This is a genomic window from Streptomyces sp. NPDC021020 (assembly GCF_044333285.1).
Taxonomy (GTDB): Bacteria; Actinomycetota; Actinomycetes; order Streptomycetales; family Streptomycetaceae; genus Actinacidiphila.
The window spans coordinates 21,396-41,437 of sequence record NZ_JBIRQQ010000002.1 but is presented as its reverse complement, the minus strand read 5'-3'; the positions used below and the strand labels follow the sequence as shown (position 1 = coordinate 41,437).

Genomic DNA, 20,042 nt, shown 5'->3' with positions numbered 1-20,042 from the left:
CACCCCGCGGCGGGGTGCGGGTCCGCCGGTCACAGCCGGGGGTCGACCGCTTCGGACTCCAGGGCCAGGACGGCGAAGACGGGCTCGTGGACGCGCCACAGCGGCTCACCGCCCGCGAGGCGGTCCAGGGCTTCGAGGCCGAGGGCGTACTCGCGCAGGGCGAGCGACCGCTTGTGGCCCAGGGAGCGGTGCCGGAGGCGGACGAGGTGGTCGGGGCGGGTGTACTCGGGGCCGTAGATGATCCGCAGGTACTCCCGGCCGCGGCACTTCAGGCCCGGCTGGACGAGGCCCCCGCCGGGCTCGCGCAGCCCGGTCGCGAGCGGCTTGACGACCATGCCCTCGCCGCCCGCCGCCGTGAGGTCGAGCCACCATGTGGTGCCCGCGGCGACGGACGCCTCGTCGGCGGTGTCGACCAGCAGCCGCCGGGTGGTGCGCAGCAGCCCGGAGCTGTCACCGGCGGCCAGCCGGTCGAGCAGGGCGAGCTGCCGGTCCTGCGGCAGCTCGGCCGCGAGGCTGCGGCCGCGGACGGCGAGGATCTGGAAGGGCGCGAACTCCACGCCCGCCAGGCCGTCGGTGGTCCAGCAGTAGCGGCGGTAGGCGTCCGTGAACGCCTGCGCGTCCGCGGCCCTCCCGCGCTGCCGGGCCAGCAGCGCGCCGACGTCGGCGCCGCGGCCGGCCGCCGACTCCAGTGCGGCGAGCGCCGGGGGGAAGGCGGCGCCCGCGGCGGCCCCGACCGCCGCGTACTGGGTGCGCAGCAGGCCGGAGGCCTTGAGGGACCAGGGCAGCAGCTCGCCGTCCAGCAGCAGCCAGTCGGTGTCCAGCTCCGCCCACAGGCCGGCCGTGTCGGCGGCGGCCCGCAGCCGGCCGAGCACCTGCTCGGTGACCGCCGGGTCGTCGAAGAAGGGCCGCCCGGTGCGGGTGTGCAGCGTGCCCGTCACCCCCGCGGCCGTGCCGAAGCGCTCGGCGGCGGCCGCCTCGTCGCGGCACACCAGGGCGATCGCGCGCGAGCCCATGTGCTTCTCCTCGCACACGACCTCGCGCACCCCGGCGTCGCGGTAGTAGGCGAAGGCCTCCGCGGGGTGTTCGAGGAAGCCCTCCTCGGCGGAGGTCGCGCAGGGCGCCATGGTCGGCGGCAGGTGGCACAGCAGCCGCGGGTCGACCGCGAAGCGGCTCATCACCTCAAGCGCCGCCGCGGCGTTCTCCTCGCGCACCGCGAGCCGGCCCATGCGGGACGTCTCCACGATCCGGCGGCCGGCGACGTCGCCGAGGTCGAGCGGGCGGCCCTCGCGCCCGCCGGGCGCCTCGCTGAGCAGCGGCCGGACCGGTTCGTACCAGACGCGCTCGGCGGGGACGTCCACCAGCTCGCGCTCCGGCCAGCGCAGCGCGGTCAGCCGGCCGCCGAAGACGGCGCCGGTGTCGAGGCAGAGGGTGTTGTTGATCCAGGAGGCGGCGGGCACGGGCGTGTGGCCGTAGACGACCGCCGCCCGGCCGCGGTAGTCCTCCGCCCACGGGTAGCGGACGGGCAGGCCGAACTCGTCGGTCTCGCCGGTGGCGTCGCCGTAGAGGGCGTGCGAGCGCACCCGGCCGGAGGTGCGGCCGTGGTATTTCTCCGGCAGCCCGGCGTGGCAGACCACCAGCCGGCCGCCGTCCAGGACGTAGTGGCTGACCAGTCCCTCGATGAAGGTGCCGACGCGGCGCCGGAAGTCGGGGTCGCGCTCGTCCTCGGCGGCGAACTGCTCCACCGTCTCGGCCAGGCCGTGGGTGAGCTGGACCTGGCGGCCCTTGAGGTGGCGGCCGAGCTTGTTCTCGTGGTTGCCGGGCACGCACAGGGCGGTGCCGGCCTCGACCATGCCCATGACGCGGCGCAGCACGCCGGGGCTGTCCGGGCCCCGGTCGACGAGGTCGCCGACGAAGACCGCGGTGCGGCCCCCGGGGTGCCGGCCGTCGTCGTAGCCGAGCTTGGCCAGCAGCGCCTCCAGCTCCGCGCTGCAGCCGTGGATGTCGCCGATGATGTCGAACGGCCCGGTGAGATGCCGCAGGTCGTTGTAGCGCGGCTCGGTCACCACCCGGGCGGCGTCGATCTCCTCGGTGCCGCGCAGGATGTGGACCTTGCGGAAGCCCTCCCGCTCCAGGCCGCGCAGCGAGCGGCGCAGCTCGCGCTGGTGGCGCTGGATGACGTGCCGCGGCAGGGCGGCGCGCTCGGGGCGCGCGGCGTTGCGGTCCGCGCACACCCGCTCGGGGACGTCGAGGACGATCGCGATGGGCAGTACGTCGTGCTCCCGCGCCAGCTTCACCAGCTGCCGGCGGGCCTCCGGCTGGACGCTGGTGGCGTCCACGACCGCGCGGCGGCCCGCGGCGAGCCGCTTGCCGGCGATGTAGTGCAGGACGTCGAAGGCGTCGGCCGTCGCGCTCTGGTCGTTCTCGTCGTCGCTGACCAGGCCGCGGCAGTGGTCGGAGGAGATGACCTCGGTGGGCTTGAAGTGCCGTGCGGCGAAGGTGGACTTGCCGGAGCCGGTGGCGCCGATCAGCACCACCAGGGACAGGTCGGTGACCGCGAGGCTGCGTCCCTCGGCGGACGCGGCGGGGGCGGTGCTGCCGCGGGTGTCGTCGGTGCCGGTCATGCCGCCTCCTCCTCCTTCTTCTTCTCGTCGTGCGGTGCGTGCGGGCCGTGCGGTCCGTGCGTGGTGAACAGGGCGAGCTGGGTCGGCGGGCCGACCTCGGGGTCGTCGGGGCCGACGGCGTGGAAGTCCACGGTGTAGCCGTGCCGTCCGGCCACCGCCCGCGCCCAGTCGCGGAACTCCCGCCTGGTCCACTCGAAGCGGTGGTCGTGGTGCCTGCGGTGGCCCGCGGGCAGTGTCTCCCAGCGCACGTTGTACTCGACGTTGGGCGTCGTCACGACCACCGTCCCGGGCCGGGCGGCGCCGAAAACGGCGTATTCGAGCGCGGGCAGCCTCGGCGGGTCCAGATGCTCGACCACCTCGCTGAGCACCGCCGCGTCATAGCCCTTGAGCCGCTTGTCGGTGTACGCGAGCGATCCCTGGAGCAGGGTGACCCGGGACGACTGCCGCTCGCCCATGCGGTCCAGCCGCAGCCGGCGGGACGCGATCTCCAGGGCCCGCACCGACACGTCCATGCCGACGATCTCGGTGAAGCGCGGGTCCTTCAGCAGCGCGGCCACCAGCTGGCCCTGGCCGCAGCCCAGGTCCAGCACGCGGGCGGCACCCGCCGTGCGCAGCGCGGCGAGGATCGCCTCCCGGCGCTGCACCGCGAGCGGCTCAGGGCGCTCCTTCCCCTCCTTCCCCTCTTCGGCCTCCTCCGGCTCCTCGGCCGCGACGGCGTTGTCGATCTCCTCGACCTCCACGTCGTCGGCGTCCGCGAGCCGCACCAGCTCCAGCCGCTCGTCGGCCTCCCGGGTCAGCGACCGGCGGCGGGACAGGTACCGGTGGCTGATCAGCCGCTGCTCGGGGTGCGCGGCCAGCCAGCCCTCGCCGAACCGGAGCAGCTTGTCGACCTCGTCGGCCGACACCCAGTAGTGCTTGGCGTCGTCCAGCACCGGCAGCAGGACGTACAGATGCCGCAGGGCGTCGGCGAGCCGCAGCTCGCCCTCCAGCACCAGCCGCACGTAGCGCGACCCGCCCCACTCGGGGAAGGCGGCGTCCAGCGGCACCTGTTCGGCCGCCACCTGCCAGCCCAGCGGCTCGAACAGCCGGGCCACCAGTGCGGCCCCGCCGCGCGCGGGCAGCGCGGGCACCTCGATCCGCAGCGGCAGCGGCGCCGCCGCCCGCTCGGGCAGCTCCCGGCACTCGCCCCGCAGCGCGCTCGCGAACACCGTCCGCAGCGCCACCGCCAGCAGCGACGACGCCGCGTACGGGCGGTCGTTCACGTACTGCGCCAGCGCCGCGTCGGGCGCGGTGCCCTTGCGGCCCTTGCTCCGCCCGCGCCGGGCGAGCGCCGGCGGATCGACCTCCAGCAGCAGCGCCGCGGTACAGCGCTCGGCGTCCGCCTCGGGGTAGAAGACGTGCGCGTCGCCGTAGGAGGTGGCGAAGGTCTGCGCCTTGCCGGGGTGCTTGTGGAGCAGGAAGCCGAGGTCCGTCGCCGGGCCCGCAGGCGTTCCGCTCGTCGAGATCGTCAGGAACACCCGCCGAGTATCCGCCTGCCGCCGCCCCCTTGACGAGGCGTTTTCCCATCCGGCGCCGCGCACGGTCCTGGATCACCGCACCCCGGGATCACCGCGGCCCGGGATCACCGCGCCCCGCGGTCCAGCCGGCCGCGCAGGGCCTGGATCGTCGCCGGGCCGACGCGGCAGCAGCCGCCGATCAGCCGGGCGCCGGCCGCCTGCCAGGCGAGGGCCGCCTCGGCGGTGAAGGTGGGCGGGCCCACCCAGCTCCGCGCGGCGGCGTCCCACCGCTCGCCGCTGTTGGGATAGGCCACGGCGGGCTTGCCGGTGACCGCGACCGCCAGCTCGACGGCGGCCAGGACGTCCTGCGGCGCGCAGCAGTTGACGCCCACCGCCACCACCTCGTCCCGCCCCGCCGCCAGCGCGAAGGCCTCGGCGAGCGGCTGGCCGGCCCGCGTCCTGCCGCCCTCGACGGTGTAGGACAGCCACACCGGCAGCCCCGTCGGCGCCGCCGCGCACAGCATCGCCTCGGCCTCGTCGATGTCCGGCACCGTCTCCAGCGCCAGCACGTCGGGCGCCGCCTGCGCCACCGCCTCGATGCGCGGCCGGTGGAAGCCGGTCAGCTCCCGCACCGTCCTGCCGTACCGCCCGCGGTATTCGCTGCCGTCGGCCAGCACCGCGCCGTAGGGCCCGACCGAGGCGGCCACCGCGATCCCCGGGCGCTCCGCCGCCGCTTCCCGGGCCAGCGTGACGCTGCGCCGCAGCAGCGCCGACGCCTCCGCCCGGCCGATGCCGCGGCGGGCGAAGCCCTCGTAACCGGCCTGGTAGCCCGAGGTGATGAGCACGTCCGCGCCGGCCCGGACGTAGGCGGTGTGGGCGGCGCGGATCTGCCCGGGGTCGTCGGCCAGCAGCCGGGCCGTCCACAGCGGGTCCGCCAGGTCGCAGCCCTGGTCGGCCAGTTGGTTGGACAGCCCGCCGTCGAGCACCAGCGTGCCGCCCGCCGCCGGCCACCGGCGCTCCCCGCCGGGAGCCGGCGGAAGCACCGGCCGAAGCTCCGGAGGATCCGGTGGAGGGTCCGGCGGCTGCGCGGACGGCGGGGCGGGCGGCGGGGTCATCGCGTGGTCTCAGCCCAGCTGCGGCTTGACCTGGGAGGCGATCAGCTCCAGGTGCTCCAGGTCGTGCAGATCCAGGGTCTGGAGGTAGAAGCGCGTGGCTCCCTGCTCCGCGTAGCGCCCGATCTTCTCGACGACCTCGGCCGGGGTACCTGCCAGCCCGTTCTCCTTCAGTTCGGCGACCTCGCGGCCGATCGCCGCCGCCCGCCGGGCCACCTCCGCGTCGTCCTTCCCCACGCACACCACCAGCGCGTTGGAGTACGTCATGCTCTCCGCGGGGCGGCCCGCCGCCCGCACCGCCTCCCGTACCCGGGTGAACTGCGTGCCGGTGTCGGCGATCGAGGCGAAGGGCACGTTGAACTCGTCGGCGTAGCGCGCCGCCAGCTCGGGGGTGCGCTTGGCGCCCATCCCGCCGATCAGCACCGGCACCTTCTCCTGCGCGGGCTTCGGCAGCGCCGGGGACTCCGCGAGCCGGTAGAACTTCCCTTCGAAGTCGAAGGTCTTGCCCACCGGGGTCGCCCACAGCCCGGTGATCACCGCCAGCTGCTCCTCCAGGCGGCCGAACTTCTCCTTCGGGAAGGGGATGCCGTACGCCGTGTGCTCGGCCTCGAACCAGCCGGCGCCGAGGCCGAACTCGATCCGGCCGCCCGACATCGCGTCGACCTGTGCCACCTGGATCGCCAGCACCCCCGGCAGTCGGAAGGTGCCCGCGGTCATCAGCGTGCCGAGCCTGATCCGGCTGGTCTCCCGGGCCAGGCCCGCGAGCGTGATCCACGCGTCCGTCGGCCCGGGCAGCCCGTCGCCGCCCATCGTCATGTAGTGGTCCGAGCGGAAGAAGGCGTCGAAGCCGAGGTCTTCCGTCGCCTTGGCGACACGCAGCAGCGTGTCGTAGTCGGCCCCCTGCTGGGGCTCGGTGAAGATTCGCAGGTCCATTCCCCCATCCTGCACTCCTCGCGCGCCACCACGTCAAACGCCACATGACGACTCCCCGCCGCGCGCCCCGCCGCCGTCCGCGCCCTCGCGGACCAGCGCCCGTACCCGCTCCCTCGCCTCGTCCACCGCGTCCAGCGCCTCGACGCAGCTCCAGTACGCCCCCTCGTCCTCCACCGCGCATGTCAGCACCACCAGCGCCTGGTTGATCTCGCCCAGCAGCATCCGCAGTGCCCGCAGCGTCCCCGACGGATCGCGCACCGCCGTCAGCCGGGCGGCGCGCGGCGGCCCTGCCCCCGCGACCGCGACCGGCGGCACCACCCGCCCCGGCCGCGTCTCCTCCCCCGCGGGACCGGCCGACGCGTGCCCCGCGGACAGCAGCCGCGACACCGCCTCGACCAGCTCGCCCGCCTGCCAGGCCTCCTCGATGACGTCCTCGGGCCGCGGCGCGCCGCGCATCACCCGCTCCGACTCCGCCACCAGCCGTGCCGCATCCATCGCCTACCCCCTGGGTCCACGGGGTGGTGACCCGTTCACCACCTGCCGTCATGACTCAGCGTGACAGATCGTGAACAGTCGGCGAAAGGGCCTGCTCCCCCGCCTGTGGATAACTTCGCGAGGCGGCCTCCTCAACAGGAAGGAGAGCAATCGGCGCGGTTCAGCCGGGCTCCGGCGCCCCGTCCGCCGGCCGCTCCGCACCCGCTCCCGCCCCCGTCCCGCCCGCGGCAGTAGCTGCCCCCGGGCCCCGCGGCGTCCGCGGGAAGCGCTGCTCGTTGCGGTCGATCTTCGCGTCGAGCGCGGCCAGCACGTCGACGTCCAGCACCGCGCAGAACTGCAGCAGATACGCCAGTACGTCGGCGACCTCGTCCCGCACGCGGTGGGCGGATTCCGGGTCCGCCATCACCGCGGCCGCCTGCTCGGGCGTCAGCCACTGGAAGATCTCCAGCAGTTCGGCCGCCTCGACGCTCAGCGCCGACGCGAGGTTCTTGGGGGTGTGGAAGGGCTGCCAGTCGCGGGCCGCAGCGAAGTCGACGAGGCGGCGCTGCAAGCCCGCGACGTCCAGTGGTTGTCCGGTCACCCCGCCTGGTCTACCCCATCGCCCCCGCCGGCCTCGCCCCGGGCACCCGCGCCGCCCGCCGGCTCCTCGCCCGCCGGGGCGCCCGCGCCCGGTCCGGGGAGGTCGTCCAGGCCGAAATCCCCGTCCGGCCCCGGTTCGCCCTCCGGATCCGGGTCGTCGCCCAGCGCGAATCCGCCCTGCTCCGCACCGCCGTCCGCCTCCGGGACGCCGCCCGCGCCCCAACCGCCCGCTGCCCCCGTCGCCGAGCCGCCCGAGCCCGGATCGCCGCCCGCGCCCGGATCACCGCCCGCCCCCGCGGAGCCGCCCTCCCCCGTGTCCTGGGCCGGCACCCGCCGCTTCACGCCCAGCCGCGCCAGGGTCACCCCGGCCGAGCCCTCCGCGCACGCGGCGTCCTGCAGCGTGCCGATCAGCCGGATGTGCCCGCGGTTGGCGGCCACCCGTGCGAGCCGGAGCAGTTCGCGCACCTGCCTGCCGTCCAGCCCGACGTCGAAGCCGTCGGCCAGCACGGTCAGCACCTGGCCGGCGGGCAGCAGCTCCGTGCTCGTGTCGACGTCCAGCACTCCCGGGCCGGTGAGCAGCACCAGCGCGAGCGCCACGAAGCGGAGTTCGCCGTCGCCGAGCCGGTCGACCGGCACCACGCCGAGCGGACCGCGGTCGACGGCGGCGATCACGGCGTCCAGCGGCGCGAGCCCGTCGCGCGGCGACGGCAGGAAGGCGGGCAGTACGGTCAGCCCCTTCACGGGCGGGGCGCACACCTCGCGCACGGCGTTGACGAGCGCGGCGTGCCGGGTGACGCACTCGCCCTCGGTCCTGGCCAGGACGGCGGACAGGTTGTCGCACGCGGCGCGCAGCCGCCCGTCGCCCGGCACGACCGGCGCACGCATCAGCTCGGGCCGCGGCGCGACGGGGAAGACGCCGCGCAGCGCCACCACCAGCTGCTCCGCGGCCGCGAGCACCTGCCGCTGCCCGTCCGTACGGCCCGAGACGCGCAGCGGCAGCAGCGCGGTGGCCAGGACGTTGTCGGGCAGCGGGGCGCGCGTCACCGGAACGTCGCCCGCGGTGTGCCAGGCGGCCTGCACCGTGGGCCGGGAGGGATCGCGCAGCGCGGTGGTCAGCAGCGTCCGGCCCGCACCGATCAGCCGCTCGCCGACGATCCGCAGCGTGGGCTCGGCCTGCACCGCGACGTCCAGCCGGACCGCGCCCACCGGCCCGTTGACGGTGCATCCGAGGCGGAAGCCGCGCCGCCCTTCGGGGTCCGCCGGCAGGCCCTGCGGCACGCACGCGCCCGCGCCGCCGCGCACGCCGGCGTCGAAGACCTCGGCCAATTCCGCGCCGGAGGCCAGCTTGCCGAGCGCGGCGAGTCCTTCGAGGGCGCTGGACTTGCCCGTGCCGCTGCCGCCGGTGAGCAGGGTGAGGGGGCCGAGCCGGAAGGTCGCCCCGCGGTGCGACTTGAAGGCGGACAGCCGCAGTTCGGTGACGGCGGGGCGGAGGTGGCCCGCGCGCCGGGGGGCACTGGTGCTCATGGCGGCGAAGGTAGTCAGCGTCCGGCGTGCGGAACCGTTCCACCGTCCCCCACATCACCCGAACGAGGGACGTTACGCGTGTTTCCGCGAAAAACGCGCCCTCTTGCGCCCCGGCACCGCTCCCGTACGCCCGTCCCGGTACGCCCCCGCACGCCCCCACGCCTCTCGCCGGTCCCGCCGCCCGCGCCCGTTGTCGTACCCCAGGGCTACCGTGTCGGACGTGACCACCACCAGATATGTGGCGCTGCTGCGCGGGATCAACGTCGGAGGCAAGGCGAAGGTCCCGATGCAGACGCTGCGCGAGCTGCTGGCCGCCCTCGGCGGTACGGACGTCCGGACGCATTTGCAGAGCGGCAACGCGGTCTTCGCGCACGAGGAGCGCGACCCGCGCCTCCTGGAGGACGCGCTGCGGCAGGCGCTCGCCGACGAGCTGGGCCTGGACATCACCTGCATGGTGCGTACGGCCGCGGATCTCGCGCGGGTCGTCGCGGCGAACCCCTTCGACATGACCGGCGTGAACGGATCGCGCTTCCTGGTCGTCTTCCTCGCCGGCCCCGTCCCGCAGGACCGCCTCGCCGCGCTGGACCTCCCGGCCTTCGCCCCGGACGAACTGCGCGCGGGCGAACGGGAGATCTACGCCCATTTCCCCGACTCGATCCGCGACTCCAAACTCGCCGCGCGCCTCACCGACCGCGGCCTCGGCACAGCGGCCACGTCCCGCAACTGGAACACGGTCACCAAGCTGCTGGAACTCAGCGGCGGCTGAGCGCCCGCCGCCCGCGTAGTACGCGACCGTGTGACGCCTCCGCCCGGCGGACGCCCGGCCGCCGGGCGTCAGGAGAGGGGGAACCACGCCGACAGGCACTTGGCGATGGCGGGGACGTCGAGGGCGTCCTGCGCCACTTCCTCGACGAAGGGGCCCGCCACAGAGACGGGCGGCGGGGCGGTGTCGCCACCGGCGCCGTTGAACCGCAGGAAGACGCGCATCGCGAGCCAGGCGGTGCGCTTGTTGCCGTCGACCAGCGCATGGTTGCGGGCGACCGAGTGCAGCAGCGCCGCGGCCTTCTCGTGCAGCGTGGGATACAGCTCGACCCCGAACACATGGGTCCGGGGCCGCTCGATCGCCGACACCAGGAGCCCCATGTCCCGCACGCTGTGCTCGGTGCGGTTGACCGCGCGGACGACGGCCAGGATCTCGTCGATCTGGACATACCGCACCGCGGTCACTTCAGGTAGTCCAGGATCTCCGCATCGCTGTCCAGGAGCTCGGCCAGGACGTCGTCGACCTTCAGCTCGGCCCGGTTCTGGGCGTCACGGATGGCCTCGACGGCAAGCTCCTGCTTGCTGCGGCCCTCCCGGCGCGCACGCTCGGTGAGCTGCGCGTCGAGGTCGTCGGGGAGCCGGAGTGTCATCGCCATACACCGATGATACCGGACTGGTATCACGGCGGCGAGGCGTCGACGGCCGCGCTACTTCGCCGGTTCCAGGATCGCCACGCACTCCATGTGGTGGGTCATCGGGAAGAGGTCGAAGGCGCGCAGGCGGACCGGGTGGTAGCCGGATGCCGCGAAGTAGGCGAGGTCGCGGGCCAGGGCGGCGGGGTCGCAGGCGACGTAGGCGATGCGGCGGGGGGTGAGGGTGGCGAGGTGGTCGACGGTGGGGCGGCGGGCGCCGGTGCGCGGGGGGTCGAGGACGACGAGGTCGACCTCGGTGATGCCGGTGCGGGGCAGGACGTGGTCGACCTTGCCCTGCTCGATGCGGACCCGCGGGAGGTCCTGGAGGTTGTGGCGGGCGTCCTGGACCGCACGCCTGCCGGACTCGATGCCGAGCACCGCGCCGCTCTCGCCGACCCGCTCGGCCAGCGCGCCGGCGAACAGGCCGACGCCGCAGTACAGGTCGAGGGCCATGTCGCCCTTGCGCGGCATCAGGCCCTGCATGACGGCCTCGACGAGGAGGTCGGCCGCCCGGAGGTGGACCTGCCAGAAGCCGCCGTCGCCGACCCGCCAGGTGCGGCCCGCCGCGCGCTCGCGGACGAAGTCGCGGCCGTGCACGCGGTGGACGGCGTGGTCGCGCTCGCCGATGCGCAGTACGGAGACGGGGCGGTCGAGCTCGACGATGGGCAGCCGCCCGCCGGGGCGGGGGGTCAGCACGACCTGGCGGTCGCTTGAGCCGGTCGCCGCGATCGCCTCGACGGCGGCCATCTGCGGCCAGGTCCTGGCCTCGACGCCGAGCTCGGAGACCTCGGGCGCGGCGATCATGCAGTGGTCGACGACCTCGACGTCGTGCGAGCGGTGCCGGCGCAGGCCCGCGCGCCCCTCGGCGTCCACCGCGTACTGCACACGGGTGCGCCACGCGGGCACCTCACCCTTGGCGACCTTGTCGCCGGGCGCGGGCTCCACCGTGCCGTCCCACCCGGCCTGCTCGGGAGTGAGGCCGGCGAGGCGGGCGAGCTGCTCGGTCAGGACGGCGGCCTTCAGGCGGCGCTGCGCGCCGGGAGCGGCGTGCTGCCAGTCGCAGCCGCCGCAGCGGCCGGGCCCGGCGAAGGGGCAGGGGGCCTCGACCCGGTCCTTGGACGCGGTCAGGACGCGTACGGCGTCGGCCCGCAGGTAGCGGGCGCCCTCCTCGCCCTCGGTGACGCGGACGACGACCCGCTCGCCGGGCAGCGCGTGCCGCACGAAGAGCACCTGTCCTGCCTCGTTGCGGGCGAGGCAGTGACCGCCGTGTGCGACCGGCCCGATCTCTACCTCGTACTCCTGGCCGACCAGTGACGGGGCGGGCTCGGTCTGCATGGCGGTGGTGCTCCTGCGGGTGCGTGGGTGCGGTGCCGTGCCGTGCGGGTGCTGTGCCGTGCGGTCACAGGCGTGCGGACGGCATGCCGGAAGGTGCGACGGTCCACTCTACGGGCCCCGGAGGACACCCGCCGCCGCCCCGGCCGGGCCTCAGTGCTCGCGCGGCCGCTCGGGCTGCTGCGACTGGGGGCCGACGGGGCCGCGGCGGATCGAGCCCGGGGCGTTCCAGTCGGCGCGCCGGCGGGCCCGGACCCGGGCCACCTCGGAGGACTCCAGCTGGTACGGCACCGAGGTGACCATCACGCCCGAGGTGAAGAGCAGCCGGCCCTTGAGGCGCAGCGCGCTCTGGTTGTGCAGCAGGTGCTCGTACCAGTGGCCGACGACGTATTCGGGGATGTAGATGGCCACCACGTCGCGCGGGCTGTTGCGGCGCAGGCCCTTGACGTAGTCGATGATCGGCCGGGTGATCTCGCGGTAGGGCGAGTCGAGGACCTTGAGGGGTACGTCGATGCCGCGCCGCTGCCATTCGGCCTGGAGGGCCTTGGTGTCGTCGGGGTCGACGTTGACGCTGAGCGCCTCCAGCGTGTCGGAGCGGACCAGCTTGGCGTACGACAGCGCGCGCAGGGTGGGCTTGTGGACCTTGGAGACCAGCACGATGGAGTGCACGCGCGACGGGCGCACGTAGTCGTCGCCCGGCTCGTCGTCGGCGGCGATCTCGTCGGAGACCCGGGTGTAGTGGCGGCGGATCGCGGTCATGGTGGCGTAGAAGACGCACATGCCGAGGACCGCGACCCAGGCGCCGTGGGTGAATTTCGTCAGCAGCACGATGACGAGCACCAGGCCGGTGAGGAAGGCGCCGAAGGTGTTGATGGCCCGGGAGCGGACCATGTGGCGGCGCTTGGCCTGGTCGGTCTCGGTGCGCAGCAGCCTATTCCAGTGCCGGACCATGCCGGTCTGGCTGAGGGTGAAGGAGACGAAGACGCCGACGATGTAGAGCTGGATGAGCCGGGTGGAGTCGGAGCCGTAGACGACGACCAGGATGCAGGCGAAGGCGGCGAGCAGCACGATGCCGTTGGAGAAGGCCAGCCGGTCGCCGCGGGTGTGCAGCTGGCGGGGCAGGTAGCGGTCCTGGGCGAGGATCGAGCCGAGCACCGGGAAGCCGTTGTACGCGGTGTTGGCGGCCAGGAAGAGCACCAGGGCGGTGGCGGTGGCCAGGAAGACGAACGCCACGGAGTTGTGGCCGAAGACCGCCTCGGCGACCTGGGCGATGACCGGGTCCTGGGTGAAGCCGGAGCCGACCGGCCTGCCATGGTCGAGCAGGTCGGAGGCGGGGTTCTCGGCCATCCTGACCTTGGTGTTCACCGCGAGCGCGATGATGCCCAGGAGCATGGTGACCGCGAGCAGGCCGATGAGCGCGAGGGTGGTCGCGGCGTTCTTCGACTTGGGCTTGCGGAAGGCCGGGACACCGTTGCTGATGGCCTCGACGCCGGTGAGCGCGGCGCAGCCGGAGGAGAAGGCGCGCAGCAGCAGGAAGACCAGGGCGAAGCCGCCGATGCCGGAGGATTCGGCGTGGATGGTGAGATGCGCCGTGGGCGCGTGCATGTCGTGCCCGGTGGCGATCCGCAGGATGCCCCAGGCGATCATGCAGAAGACGCCGAAGACGAAGGCGTAGGTCGGGATCGCGAAGATCGTGCCGGACTCGCGCACCCCGCGCAGGTTCATCAGCATCAGCACGATGATCATGGCGACCGCGCCCAGCACCTTGTGCGTGACGAAGAACGGCACGGCGGAGCCGAGGTTCTCGATGCCCGAGGCGATCGACACCGCGACGGTGAGGACGTAGTCCACCATCAGCGCGCTGGCGACGGTCAGGCCCGCCCGGGGCCCCAGGTTGGTGGTGGCGACCTCGTAGTCGCCGCCGCCCGAGGGGTAGGCGTGCACGTTCTGCCGGTAGGACGCGACGACGGTGAACATCACCACCGCGACCGCGACGACGATCCACGGGCTGTAGTGGTACGCCGCCCCGCCGGCGATCGACAGGACGAGCAGCACCTCGCCCGGTGCGTACGCCACCGACGACAGCGAGTCGGACGCGAAGACCGGGAGCGCCAGCCGCTTGGGCAGCAGCGTCTCGCCGAGTCTGTCGCTGCGCAGCGCCCGGCCGATGAGGATCCGCTTCGGCAGGTCGGTCAGTTTGGACACCCCGCGATGTTAAGGGATCGTCAATACGTGCGGGTCCCCCCGGTCGGACTCGGGCTGTGGCGATCCTGTGTGCCCGGCGGGCGCGGCGCCCGGCGCCCTGCGGTGGACGCAACCTTCTGCCGTGCCGGGCGCGTGTGTAGCTTTGGCCGCGGTCTGAGACGCTGGACGAGGGCCCTGACGACCAGATCGGTCGCGGGCCGGTCTCGGGCGAAAACGTTGGCAGCCGGAAGGACGGTCGTGCACGTCGTGATTATGGGGTGCGGGCGGGTGGGGTCCACCCTCGCGCACTCCCTCGAACAGCAAGGTCACACGGTCGCGGTGATCGATCAGGACCCCACGGCCTTCCGCCGTCTCGGGTCCGGGTTCGGCGGGCGGCGGGTGACCGGGGTGGGGTTCGACCAGGACACGCTGCGCGAGGCCGGAATCGAGGAGGCGGGAGCCTTCGCGGCGGTCAGCAGCGGTGACAATTCCAACATCATCGCGGCCCGGGTGGCGCGCGAGATGTTCGGGATCGAGAACGTCGTGGCGCGGATCTACGACCCCCGGCGGGCCGAGGTCTACCAGCGGCTCGGGATCCCGACGGTGGCCACCGTGCGGTGGACGGCCGACCAGATGCTGCGCCGGCTGCTGCCCTCCGGCGCGGAGCCGCTGTGGCGCGACCCCAGCGGCGGGGTGCAGCTCGCGGAGGTGCACACCTCGCCGGCCTGGATCGGCCACAAGGTCAGCCGGCTGCAGGAGGAGACCGGCGCCCGGGTGGCGTTCGTCACCCGGCTCGGCGAGGCGATGCTCCCCAGCGCGCAGACCGTGCTGCAGGAGGGCGACCTGGTGCATGTGATGCTGCGCACCGACGAGGTCGCGGCCGTCGAGGCGGCCTTCGCCAAGGGACCCGAGGAGGACCACTCATGAGGGTGGCCATTGCCGGCGCCGGCGCGGTCGGCCGGTCCATCGCGGCCGAGCTGCTGGAGAACGGGCACGAGGTGCTGCTCGTCGACAAGAACCCGACGTCGATCTCGGTGGAGCGGGTCCCGCAGGCCGAGTGGCTGCTGGCCGACGCGTGCGAGATCACCTCGCTCGACGAGGCGGCGCTGCAGCGCTGCAACGTGGTGATCGCCGCGACCGGTGACGACAAGGTCAACCTGGTCGTGTCGCTGCTCGCCAAGACGGAGTACGGCGTGCCGCGGGTCGTCGCCCGGGTGAACAACCCGAAGAACGAGTGGCTCTTCAACGAGTCCTGGGGCGTGGACGTCGCGGTGTCCACCCCGCGGCTGATGTCCGCGCTGGTCGAGGAGGCGGTGAGCGTCGGCGACCTGGTCCGGCTGCTGCGCTTCAGCCAGGGCGACGCCAACCTGGTGGAGCTGACGCTGCCCGAGGAGGCCGCGCTCGTCGGCACCCGGGTCGGCGACGTGGAGTGGCCGCAGGACACCTCGCTGGTCACCATCATCCGCGGCAACCGGGTGCTGACCCCCTCCAAGGACGACGCGCTGGAGGCGGGCGACGAGCTGCTCTTCGTGGCCGCCCCGCACCGCGAGGAGCAGTTGGAGGACCTGCTGTCGGTCCAGGGCCGCGGCAGCGCCAGCGGCGGCTGACCGGCCGCGCAGGCCTCGTGTACGGCGGTGGCCCGGGTCCTCGAAGACTTCTTCGAAGGGCCCGGGCCACCGCCGTCGTGTACGAGGCGCTACGGCTGCTTGACCGGCTGCTCGGCGTTCTCCGCCGACGCGGCGCGCTCCTTCTCGGCCTTGCGCTCCTCCTCGGCGGCCTCCATCTCGGCGAAGACGTCGATCGGCGGCGGCGCCTTCACCAGGAAGATCCAGGTGAAGTAGACCGACAGCAGGAAGGGCGGGATGCCGAGCGCGACCTTGACCCAGCCCAGCTGCGTGACGTCGCCCTTCCAGTAGAGCGGGAAGAGGATCGCCGACTTGGCCAGCAGGATCAGGCCCCAGGCCCAGCTGGCCTTGGTGTAGGCGGCCAGGCGGCCCGGGTTGCGGGTGCGCCAGGACAGGTTCTCCCGGAAGACCGGGCCGAGGATCAGGCCCAGCAGCGGGAAGCGGACGAGCGCCGAGATCACGTACGCGATGCCCAGGCCCAGGGTGTAGAGCATGCCGGGCAGGTAGAAGTTCTTCGCGTTGCCCGACATCATCGCGAAGAGCACGCCGAAGCCGATGCCGAAGACACCGCTGAAAGCGTGCTTGAGGGTGTCCTTGCGGACCAGCCGCACGACGGCCAGCACCAGCGACAGCGCGAGCGCGGCGAACGCGGAGGGCGCGATGCTGTGGTTGATCGTGTAGATCACCACGAAGACCAGGCCCGGGACGGTGGTCTCCACCATGCCCAGCACCCCGCCGAACGCCTCCAGCAGGGCGGCCTCGGTCGCGGCGCGCACGTCGGTGTCGTCACCGCCGTCCGGCGGCGCGCCCGCGGGGCGGGTGTCCTCGTGGTTCTCGTGGTCCGTGTTGTCGATCGACGCCACCGGCTACTCCTGTCCGACCGGACGCAGTTCGTACTTGGGGTTGAACAGCACCGGACGGCCATGGTTCATGGAGATCCGGCCGGAGGCGATGATGCGGCGGCCGGGTTCGATCCCGGTGATGCTGCGGCGGCCGAGCCAGACCACGTCCAGCGCGGCGGATCCGTCGAACAGCTCCGCCTCCAGTGCGGGCACCCCCGCCCGAGGACGGAGAGTGACCGTACGCAGCGTACCGGTGACGGACACTATCTGGCGGTCGGAGCAGTCCTTGATCCGCGTACAGCCGACCGCCCGGGACTCCTCCTGGAGCTCCTCGGAGTGCAGTTCCTCCTGGGAGGACGACAGCCGGCCGAGCATACGACGGAAGCGTCCCGCGGGTCGCTCGTCACGGATGGCACCACTCATGCGTTCCAGCGTACCGGCCGGACCTCACGCCTCGAAGCGGTAGCCCATGCCGGGTTCGGTGATGAAGTGCCGCGGGCGGGCCGGGTCCGCCTCCAGCTTGCGGCGCAGCTGCGCCATGTAGACCCGCAGATAGTTGCTCTCCGTGCCGTACGCGGGACCCCAGACCTCCTGGAGGAGCTGCTTCTGCGACACCAGCCGGCCGGGGTTGCGCACCAGCACCTCCAGCAGGTGCCACTCGGTGGGGGTGAGGCGGACGTCGGCGCCGTCGCGGTGCACCTTGCGGGCGGCCAGGTCGACAGTGAAGCTGTCCGTCTGCACGGCCGAGGCGCCCTCGTCCGGCGCGGTGGGCGCGGCGCGGCGGACCGCGGCGCGCAGCCGGGCCAGCAGCTCGTCCATGCCGAAGGGCTTGGTGACGTAGTCGTCGGCTCCGGCGTCCAGTGCCTCGACCTTCTCGTCGGAGGCGTGCCGGGCCGACAGCACGATGATCGGCACCCGGGTCCAGCCGCGCAGGCCCCGGATCACCTCGACGCCGTCCATGTCGGGCAGCCCCAGGTCCAGCACCACGACGTCGGGGTGCCGGGCCGCCGCCAGCCGCAGCGCGGCCGCCCCGTCGTGCGCGGCGTCCACCTCGTAGGACCGCGCCCGCAGGTTGATCACCAGCGCCCTGACGATCTGCGGTTCGTCGTCGACCACCAGCACCCGGTACATCCGCCGCTCCCTCCCGCTCCCCGGCTCGCGCCGCTCGCCCCCGCCGGCCGCGGGCTCGCGGCCCGCCGCCCCGCCGCTCATGTGGTCGCCGTCGCCGGCAGCCCGGGGCGGGCCGGTTCGCCGCCGGCCGCCGCCCGCAGGGTGAGCACCATCGTCAGGCCGCCGCCGGGGGTGTCCTCGGCGACCAGGGTGCCGCCCATGGCCTCGGCGAAGCCGCGGGCGACCGCGAGGCCGAGGCCGACGCCGGTGCCGCGCGGGGCGTCGCCGTACCGCTGGAAGGGCTCGAAAATCTGCTCCTTGGCGTCCTCGGGGACACCCGGGCCGCGGTCGGCGACGCGTACCTCGACCCGGTCGCCGAGCGCGCTCGCCGCGACCAGTACGGGCTCGCCGGGAGGGTTGTACTTGACGGCGTTCTCGACGACGTTGGCGACGCTGCGCTCCAGCAGGCCGGGGTCGACGGCGACCATGGGCAGCGACTCGGGGATGTCCAGGGTGACGCCGTCGTCGGGAACGCCGCCGAGCGCCTTGGGCACCACCTCGTCGAGGTCCAGCTCGCGGATCAGCGGGTTGACGGTGCCGGTCTGCAGGCGGGACATGTCCAGCAGGTTGCCCACCAGGTGGTCCAGCCGGTCGGCGCCGTCCTCGATGCCGGCCAGCAGCTCCGCCTCGTCCTCCGGCGACCAGGCGACGTCCGCGGAGCGCAGCGAGCTGACCGAGGCCTTGATACCGGCCAGCGGGGTGCGCAGGTCGTGCGAGACGGCGGCGAGCAGCGCGGTGCGTATCCGGTTGCCCTCCGCGAGCTCGCGGGCCCGGCCGGCCTCGTCGGCGAGCCGCTTGCGGTCCAGCACCACCGCGGCCTGCGCGGCGAAGGCGGACAGCACCCGGCGGTCGGCGGCGGGCAGCACCCGGCCGAGCAGCGCGAGCGAGAGCCGGTCGTTGACGGCCACCTCCACGTCGGCGTCCTCCGGGCGTACGCACGGGACGGCGCCGACGGAGGCGGCGCAGGTCCACGCGTCGCTCGCGGGGTTGTCGTCGTCCCGCTCCAGCAGCACCACGGAGTCCATCGTGAAGGTCTCCCGCACCCGCTCCAGCAGCGCGTCCAGCGAGCTCTCGCCGCGCAGCACGCTGCCCGCCAGATGGGACAGGATCTCCGCCTCGGCGCGCAGCCGGGCGGCCTGCTGGGTGCGTCTGGCGGCGAGGTCCACCACCGAGGCGACGGCGATGCCGACCATCACGAAGATCACGATCGCGATGATGTTCTCGGGCTGCGCGATCGTGAAGGAGTGCGTGGGGCGGGTGAAGTAGTAGTTCAGCAGCAGCGAGCCGCCCACCGCGCACACCAGGGCCGGCAGCAGCCCGCCGGTGAGGGCCGCGGCCACCGTGAGGGCCAGGAAGACCAGCATGTCGGTGGCCTGGCCCATGCCGGGGTGCCACTGGGTGAGCAGCAGCGTCAGCAGCAGCGGGCCGGCCACGCCGGTCAGCCAGCCGGCGACGACACGGGAGCGGCCGAGCTTGGCGCCGCGCGCGGAGGGCAGTCCGCGGCCCTTGGCGACCTGCTCGTGGGTGACGATGTGGACGTCGATGTCGGCGCTCTCGCGGGCGACGGTGCTGCCGACGCCGGGGCCGAAAACGTACTGCCAGGGCTTGCGGCGGCTGCTGCCGAGCACGATCTGGGTGGCGTCGGTGCCGCGGGCGAAGTCCAGCAGGGCGTCGGGGACGTCGTCGCCTATGACGTGGTGGAAGGATCCGCCGAGGTCCTCGACCAGGGTGCGCTGGACGGCCAGCTCCTTGGCCGAGCCGGACACCGGGCCGTCGCTGCGCACGATGTGCACGGCCATGATCTCGCTGCCCGAGCCCTTGGCGGCCATCCGGGCGGCCCGCCGGATCAGCGTGCGGCCCTCGGGCCCGCCGGTGAGGCCGACGACGATGCGCTCGCGGGCCTGCCAGGCGGCCGAGATGCGGTGCTCGGCGCGGTATTCCTGGAGGTATTCGTCGACCCGGTCGGCCGTCCACAGCAGCGCCAGCTCGCGCAGCGCGGTCAGGTTGCCGGGGCGGAAGTAGTTGGACAGCGCCGCGTCGACCTTGTCGGGCGCGTAGATGTTGCCGTGTGCCATACGGCGGCGCAGCGCCTGCGGCGACATGTCGACCAGCTCTATCTGGTCGGCGCGGCGGACCACCTCGTCGGGGACGGTCTCGCGCTGCCGCACCCCGGTGATCGACTCGACGACGTCGCCGAGCGACTCCAGGTGCTGGATGTTGACGTTGGAGACGACGTCGATGCCCGCCGTGAGCAGCTCCTCGACGTCCTGCCAGCGCTTGGCGTTGCGCGAGCCGGGCACATTGGTGTGGGCCAGCTCGTCGACGAGCGCGATCTCCGGGGCGCGGCGCAGGATCGCGTCGAGGTCCATCTCGGTGAAGGCCGTGCCGCGGTAGTCGCACTCCCGGCGGGGTATCTCCTCCAGGCCGCGCATCATCACCTCGGTGCGCGGCCTGCGGTGGTGCTCGACGTAGCCGATCACCACGTCGGTGCCGCGCTCGGCCCGCCGGTGGGCCTCGGAGAGCATGGCGTAGGTCTTGCCGACGCCGGGGGCCGCCCCCAGGTAGATGCGCAACGTGCCGCGTGCCATGGTCAGACCTTAGATCGGCCGAAGCGGACACATCGGACTCGGGGCCTCCGTCCGGGCGCACCTTGACGCCGTCTTGACGCCTGCGTA

17 protein-coding genes and 1 pseudogene are annotated in these 20,042 nt (G+C 73.7%); 3 read left to right on the top strand and 15 right to left on the bottom strand.

Translation table 11 applies throughout. The features are described from left to right. Nucleotides 1-29: 29 nt before the first annotated feature. From ACH4SL_RS04615 to ACH4SL_RS04585, 7 genes and pseudogenes are all read right to left on the bottom strand, one after another. On the bottom strand, nucleotides 30-2,621 hold the full coding sequence (locus ACH4SL_RS04615) for a polynucleotide kinase-phosphatase (protein ID WP_398441943.1): 2,592 nt from the start codon (nucleotides 2,619-2,621) through the stop codon (nucleotides 30-32). Next, complete coding sequence (locus ACH4SL_RS04610; protein WP_398441941.1) at nucleotides 2,618-4,138, bottom strand: 3' terminal RNA ribose 2'-O-methyltransferase Hen1; 1,521 nt, start codon at nucleotides 4,136-4,138, stop codon at nucleotides 2,618-2,620. The genes ACH4SL_RS04615 and ACH4SL_RS04610 overlap by 4 nt, the downstream gene beginning before the upstream one ends. Nucleotides 4,139-4,242: 104 nt before the next feature. After that, on the bottom strand, nucleotides 4,243-5,160 hold the full coding sequence (mmuM, locus tag ACH4SL_RS04605; protein WP_398441940.1) for a homocysteine S-methyltransferase: 918 nt from the start codon (nucleotides 5,158-5,160) through the stop codon (nucleotides 4,243-4,245). A gap of 81 nt (nucleotides 5,161-5,241) precedes the next feature. Next, the gene (locus tag ACH4SL_RS04600; protein ID WP_398441939.1) at nucleotides 5,242-6,162 is read right to left on the bottom strand and encodes an LLM class F420-dependent oxidoreductase; all 921 of its coding nucleotides are present in this window, start codon (nucleotides 6,160-6,162) and stop codon (nucleotides 5,242-5,244) included. A 33-nt stretch (nucleotides 6,163-6,195) separates the two neighbouring features. Further along, entirely contained in the window at nucleotides 6,196-6,657 is a 462-nt protein-coding gene (locus tag ACH4SL_RS04595) for a DUF6099 family protein (protein WP_398441938.1), read from the bottom strand. A gap of 160 nt (nucleotides 6,658-6,817) precedes the next feature. Beyond that, nucleotides 6,818-7,237: a nucleotide pyrophosphohydrolase gene (locus ACH4SL_RS04590; RefSeq protein WP_398441937.1), complete on the bottom strand. Its 420-nt coding sequence runs from the start codon at nucleotides 7,235-7,237 to the stop codon at nucleotides 6,818-6,820. Nucleotides 7,238-7,560: 323 nt separating this feature from the next. Continuing rightward, nucleotides 7,561-8,760 (bottom strand): annotated as a pseudogene (locus ACH4SL_RS04585) (AAA family ATPase); the annotation flags it as partial. A gap of 220 nt (nucleotides 8,761-8,980) precedes the next feature. Between ACH4SL_RS04585 and ACH4SL_RS04580 the strand changes: the two are divergent. Next, a complete protein-coding gene (locus tag ACH4SL_RS04580) occupies nucleotides 8,981-9,526 on the top strand; it encodes a DUF1697 domain-containing protein (protein ID WP_398441936.1) in 546 nt (181 codons plus the stop codon). A gap of 68 nt (nucleotides 9,527-9,594) precedes the next feature. On the opposite strand, the gene ACH4SL_RS04575 is transcribed toward ACH4SL_RS04580, so the two are convergent. From ACH4SL_RS04575 to ACH4SL_RS04560, 4 genes are all read right to left on the bottom strand, one after another. Continuing rightward, nucleotides 9,595-9,987, bottom strand: a complete 393-nt coding sequence (locus ACH4SL_RS04575; RefSeq protein WP_398441935.1) for a type II toxin-antitoxin system death-on-curing family toxin — start codon at nucleotides 9,985-9,987, stop codon at nucleotides 9,595-9,597. Next, the gene (locus tag ACH4SL_RS04570) at nucleotides 9,984-10,178 is read right to left on the bottom strand and encodes a ribbon-helix-helix protein, CopG family (RefSeq protein WP_398441934.1); all 195 of its coding nucleotides are present in this window, start codon (nucleotides 10,176-10,178) and stop codon (nucleotides 9,984-9,986) included. The genes ACH4SL_RS04575 and ACH4SL_RS04570 overlap by 4 nt, the downstream gene beginning before the upstream one ends. A 51-nt stretch (nucleotides 10,179-10,229) precedes the next feature. Continuing rightward, nucleotides 10,230-11,549 (bottom strand): class I SAM-dependent RNA methyltransferase, encoded by a 1,320-nt coding sequence (locus tag ACH4SL_RS04565; protein ID WP_398441933.1) that lies wholly within the window; start codon nucleotides 11,547-11,549, stop codon nucleotides 10,230-10,232. Nucleotides 11,550-11,699: 150 nt separating this feature from the next. After that, a complete protein-coding gene (locus tag ACH4SL_RS04560) occupies nucleotides 11,700-13,751 on the bottom strand; it encodes an APC family permease (RefSeq protein WP_398441932.1) in 2,052 nt (683 codons plus the stop codon). 237 nt (nucleotides 13,752-13,988) lie between these two features. Here ACH4SL_RS04560 and ACH4SL_RS04555 point away from each other — a divergent pair, with 237 nt between their 5' ends. Continuing rightward, a complete protein-coding gene (locus tag ACH4SL_RS04555; protein ID WP_398441931.1) occupies nucleotides 13,989-14,657 on the top strand; it encodes a potassium channel family protein in 669 nt (222 codons plus the stop codon). Further along, nucleotides 14,654-15,337, top strand: coding sequence for a potassium channel family protein (locus ACH4SL_RS04550; protein ID WP_398441930.1), 684 nt, complete (start codon nucleotides 14,654-14,656; stop codon nucleotides 15,335-15,337). The genes ACH4SL_RS04555 and ACH4SL_RS04550 overlap by 4 nt, the downstream gene beginning before the upstream one ends. 89 nt (nucleotides 15,338-15,426) lie before the next feature. On the opposite strand, the gene ACH4SL_RS04545 is transcribed toward ACH4SL_RS04550, so the two are convergent. From ACH4SL_RS04545 to ACH4SL_RS04530, 4 genes are all read right to left on the bottom strand, one after another. Next, nucleotides 15,427-16,131, bottom strand: a complete 705-nt coding sequence (locus ACH4SL_RS04545; RefSeq protein WP_398442669.1) for a DUF3159 domain-containing protein — start codon at nucleotides 16,129-16,131, stop codon at nucleotides 15,427-15,429. Nucleotides 16,132-16,221: 90 nt separating this feature from the next. Beyond that, nucleotides 16,222-16,620 (bottom strand): OB-fold nucleic acid binding domain-containing protein, encoded by a 399-nt coding sequence (locus ACH4SL_RS04540; RefSeq protein ID WP_078861927.1) that lies wholly within the window; start codon nucleotides 16,618-16,620, stop codon nucleotides 16,222-16,224. Between the two features lie 24 nt (nucleotides 16,621-16,644). Then, on the bottom strand, nucleotides 16,645-17,328 hold the full coding sequence (locus ACH4SL_RS04535) for a response regulator (protein WP_398442668.1): 684 nt from the start codon (nucleotides 17,326-17,328) through the stop codon (nucleotides 16,645-16,647). Between the two features lie 77 nt (nucleotides 17,329-17,405). Then, nucleotides 17,406-19,955 carry a DUF4118 domain-containing protein gene (locus ACH4SL_RS04530; protein WP_398441929.1) on the bottom strand — a complete coding sequence of 850 codons (2,550 nt, stop codon included), beginning with the start codon at nucleotides 19,953-19,955 and terminating at the stop codon, nucleotides 17,406-17,408. Nucleotides 19,956-20,042: the final 87 nt, after the last annotated feature.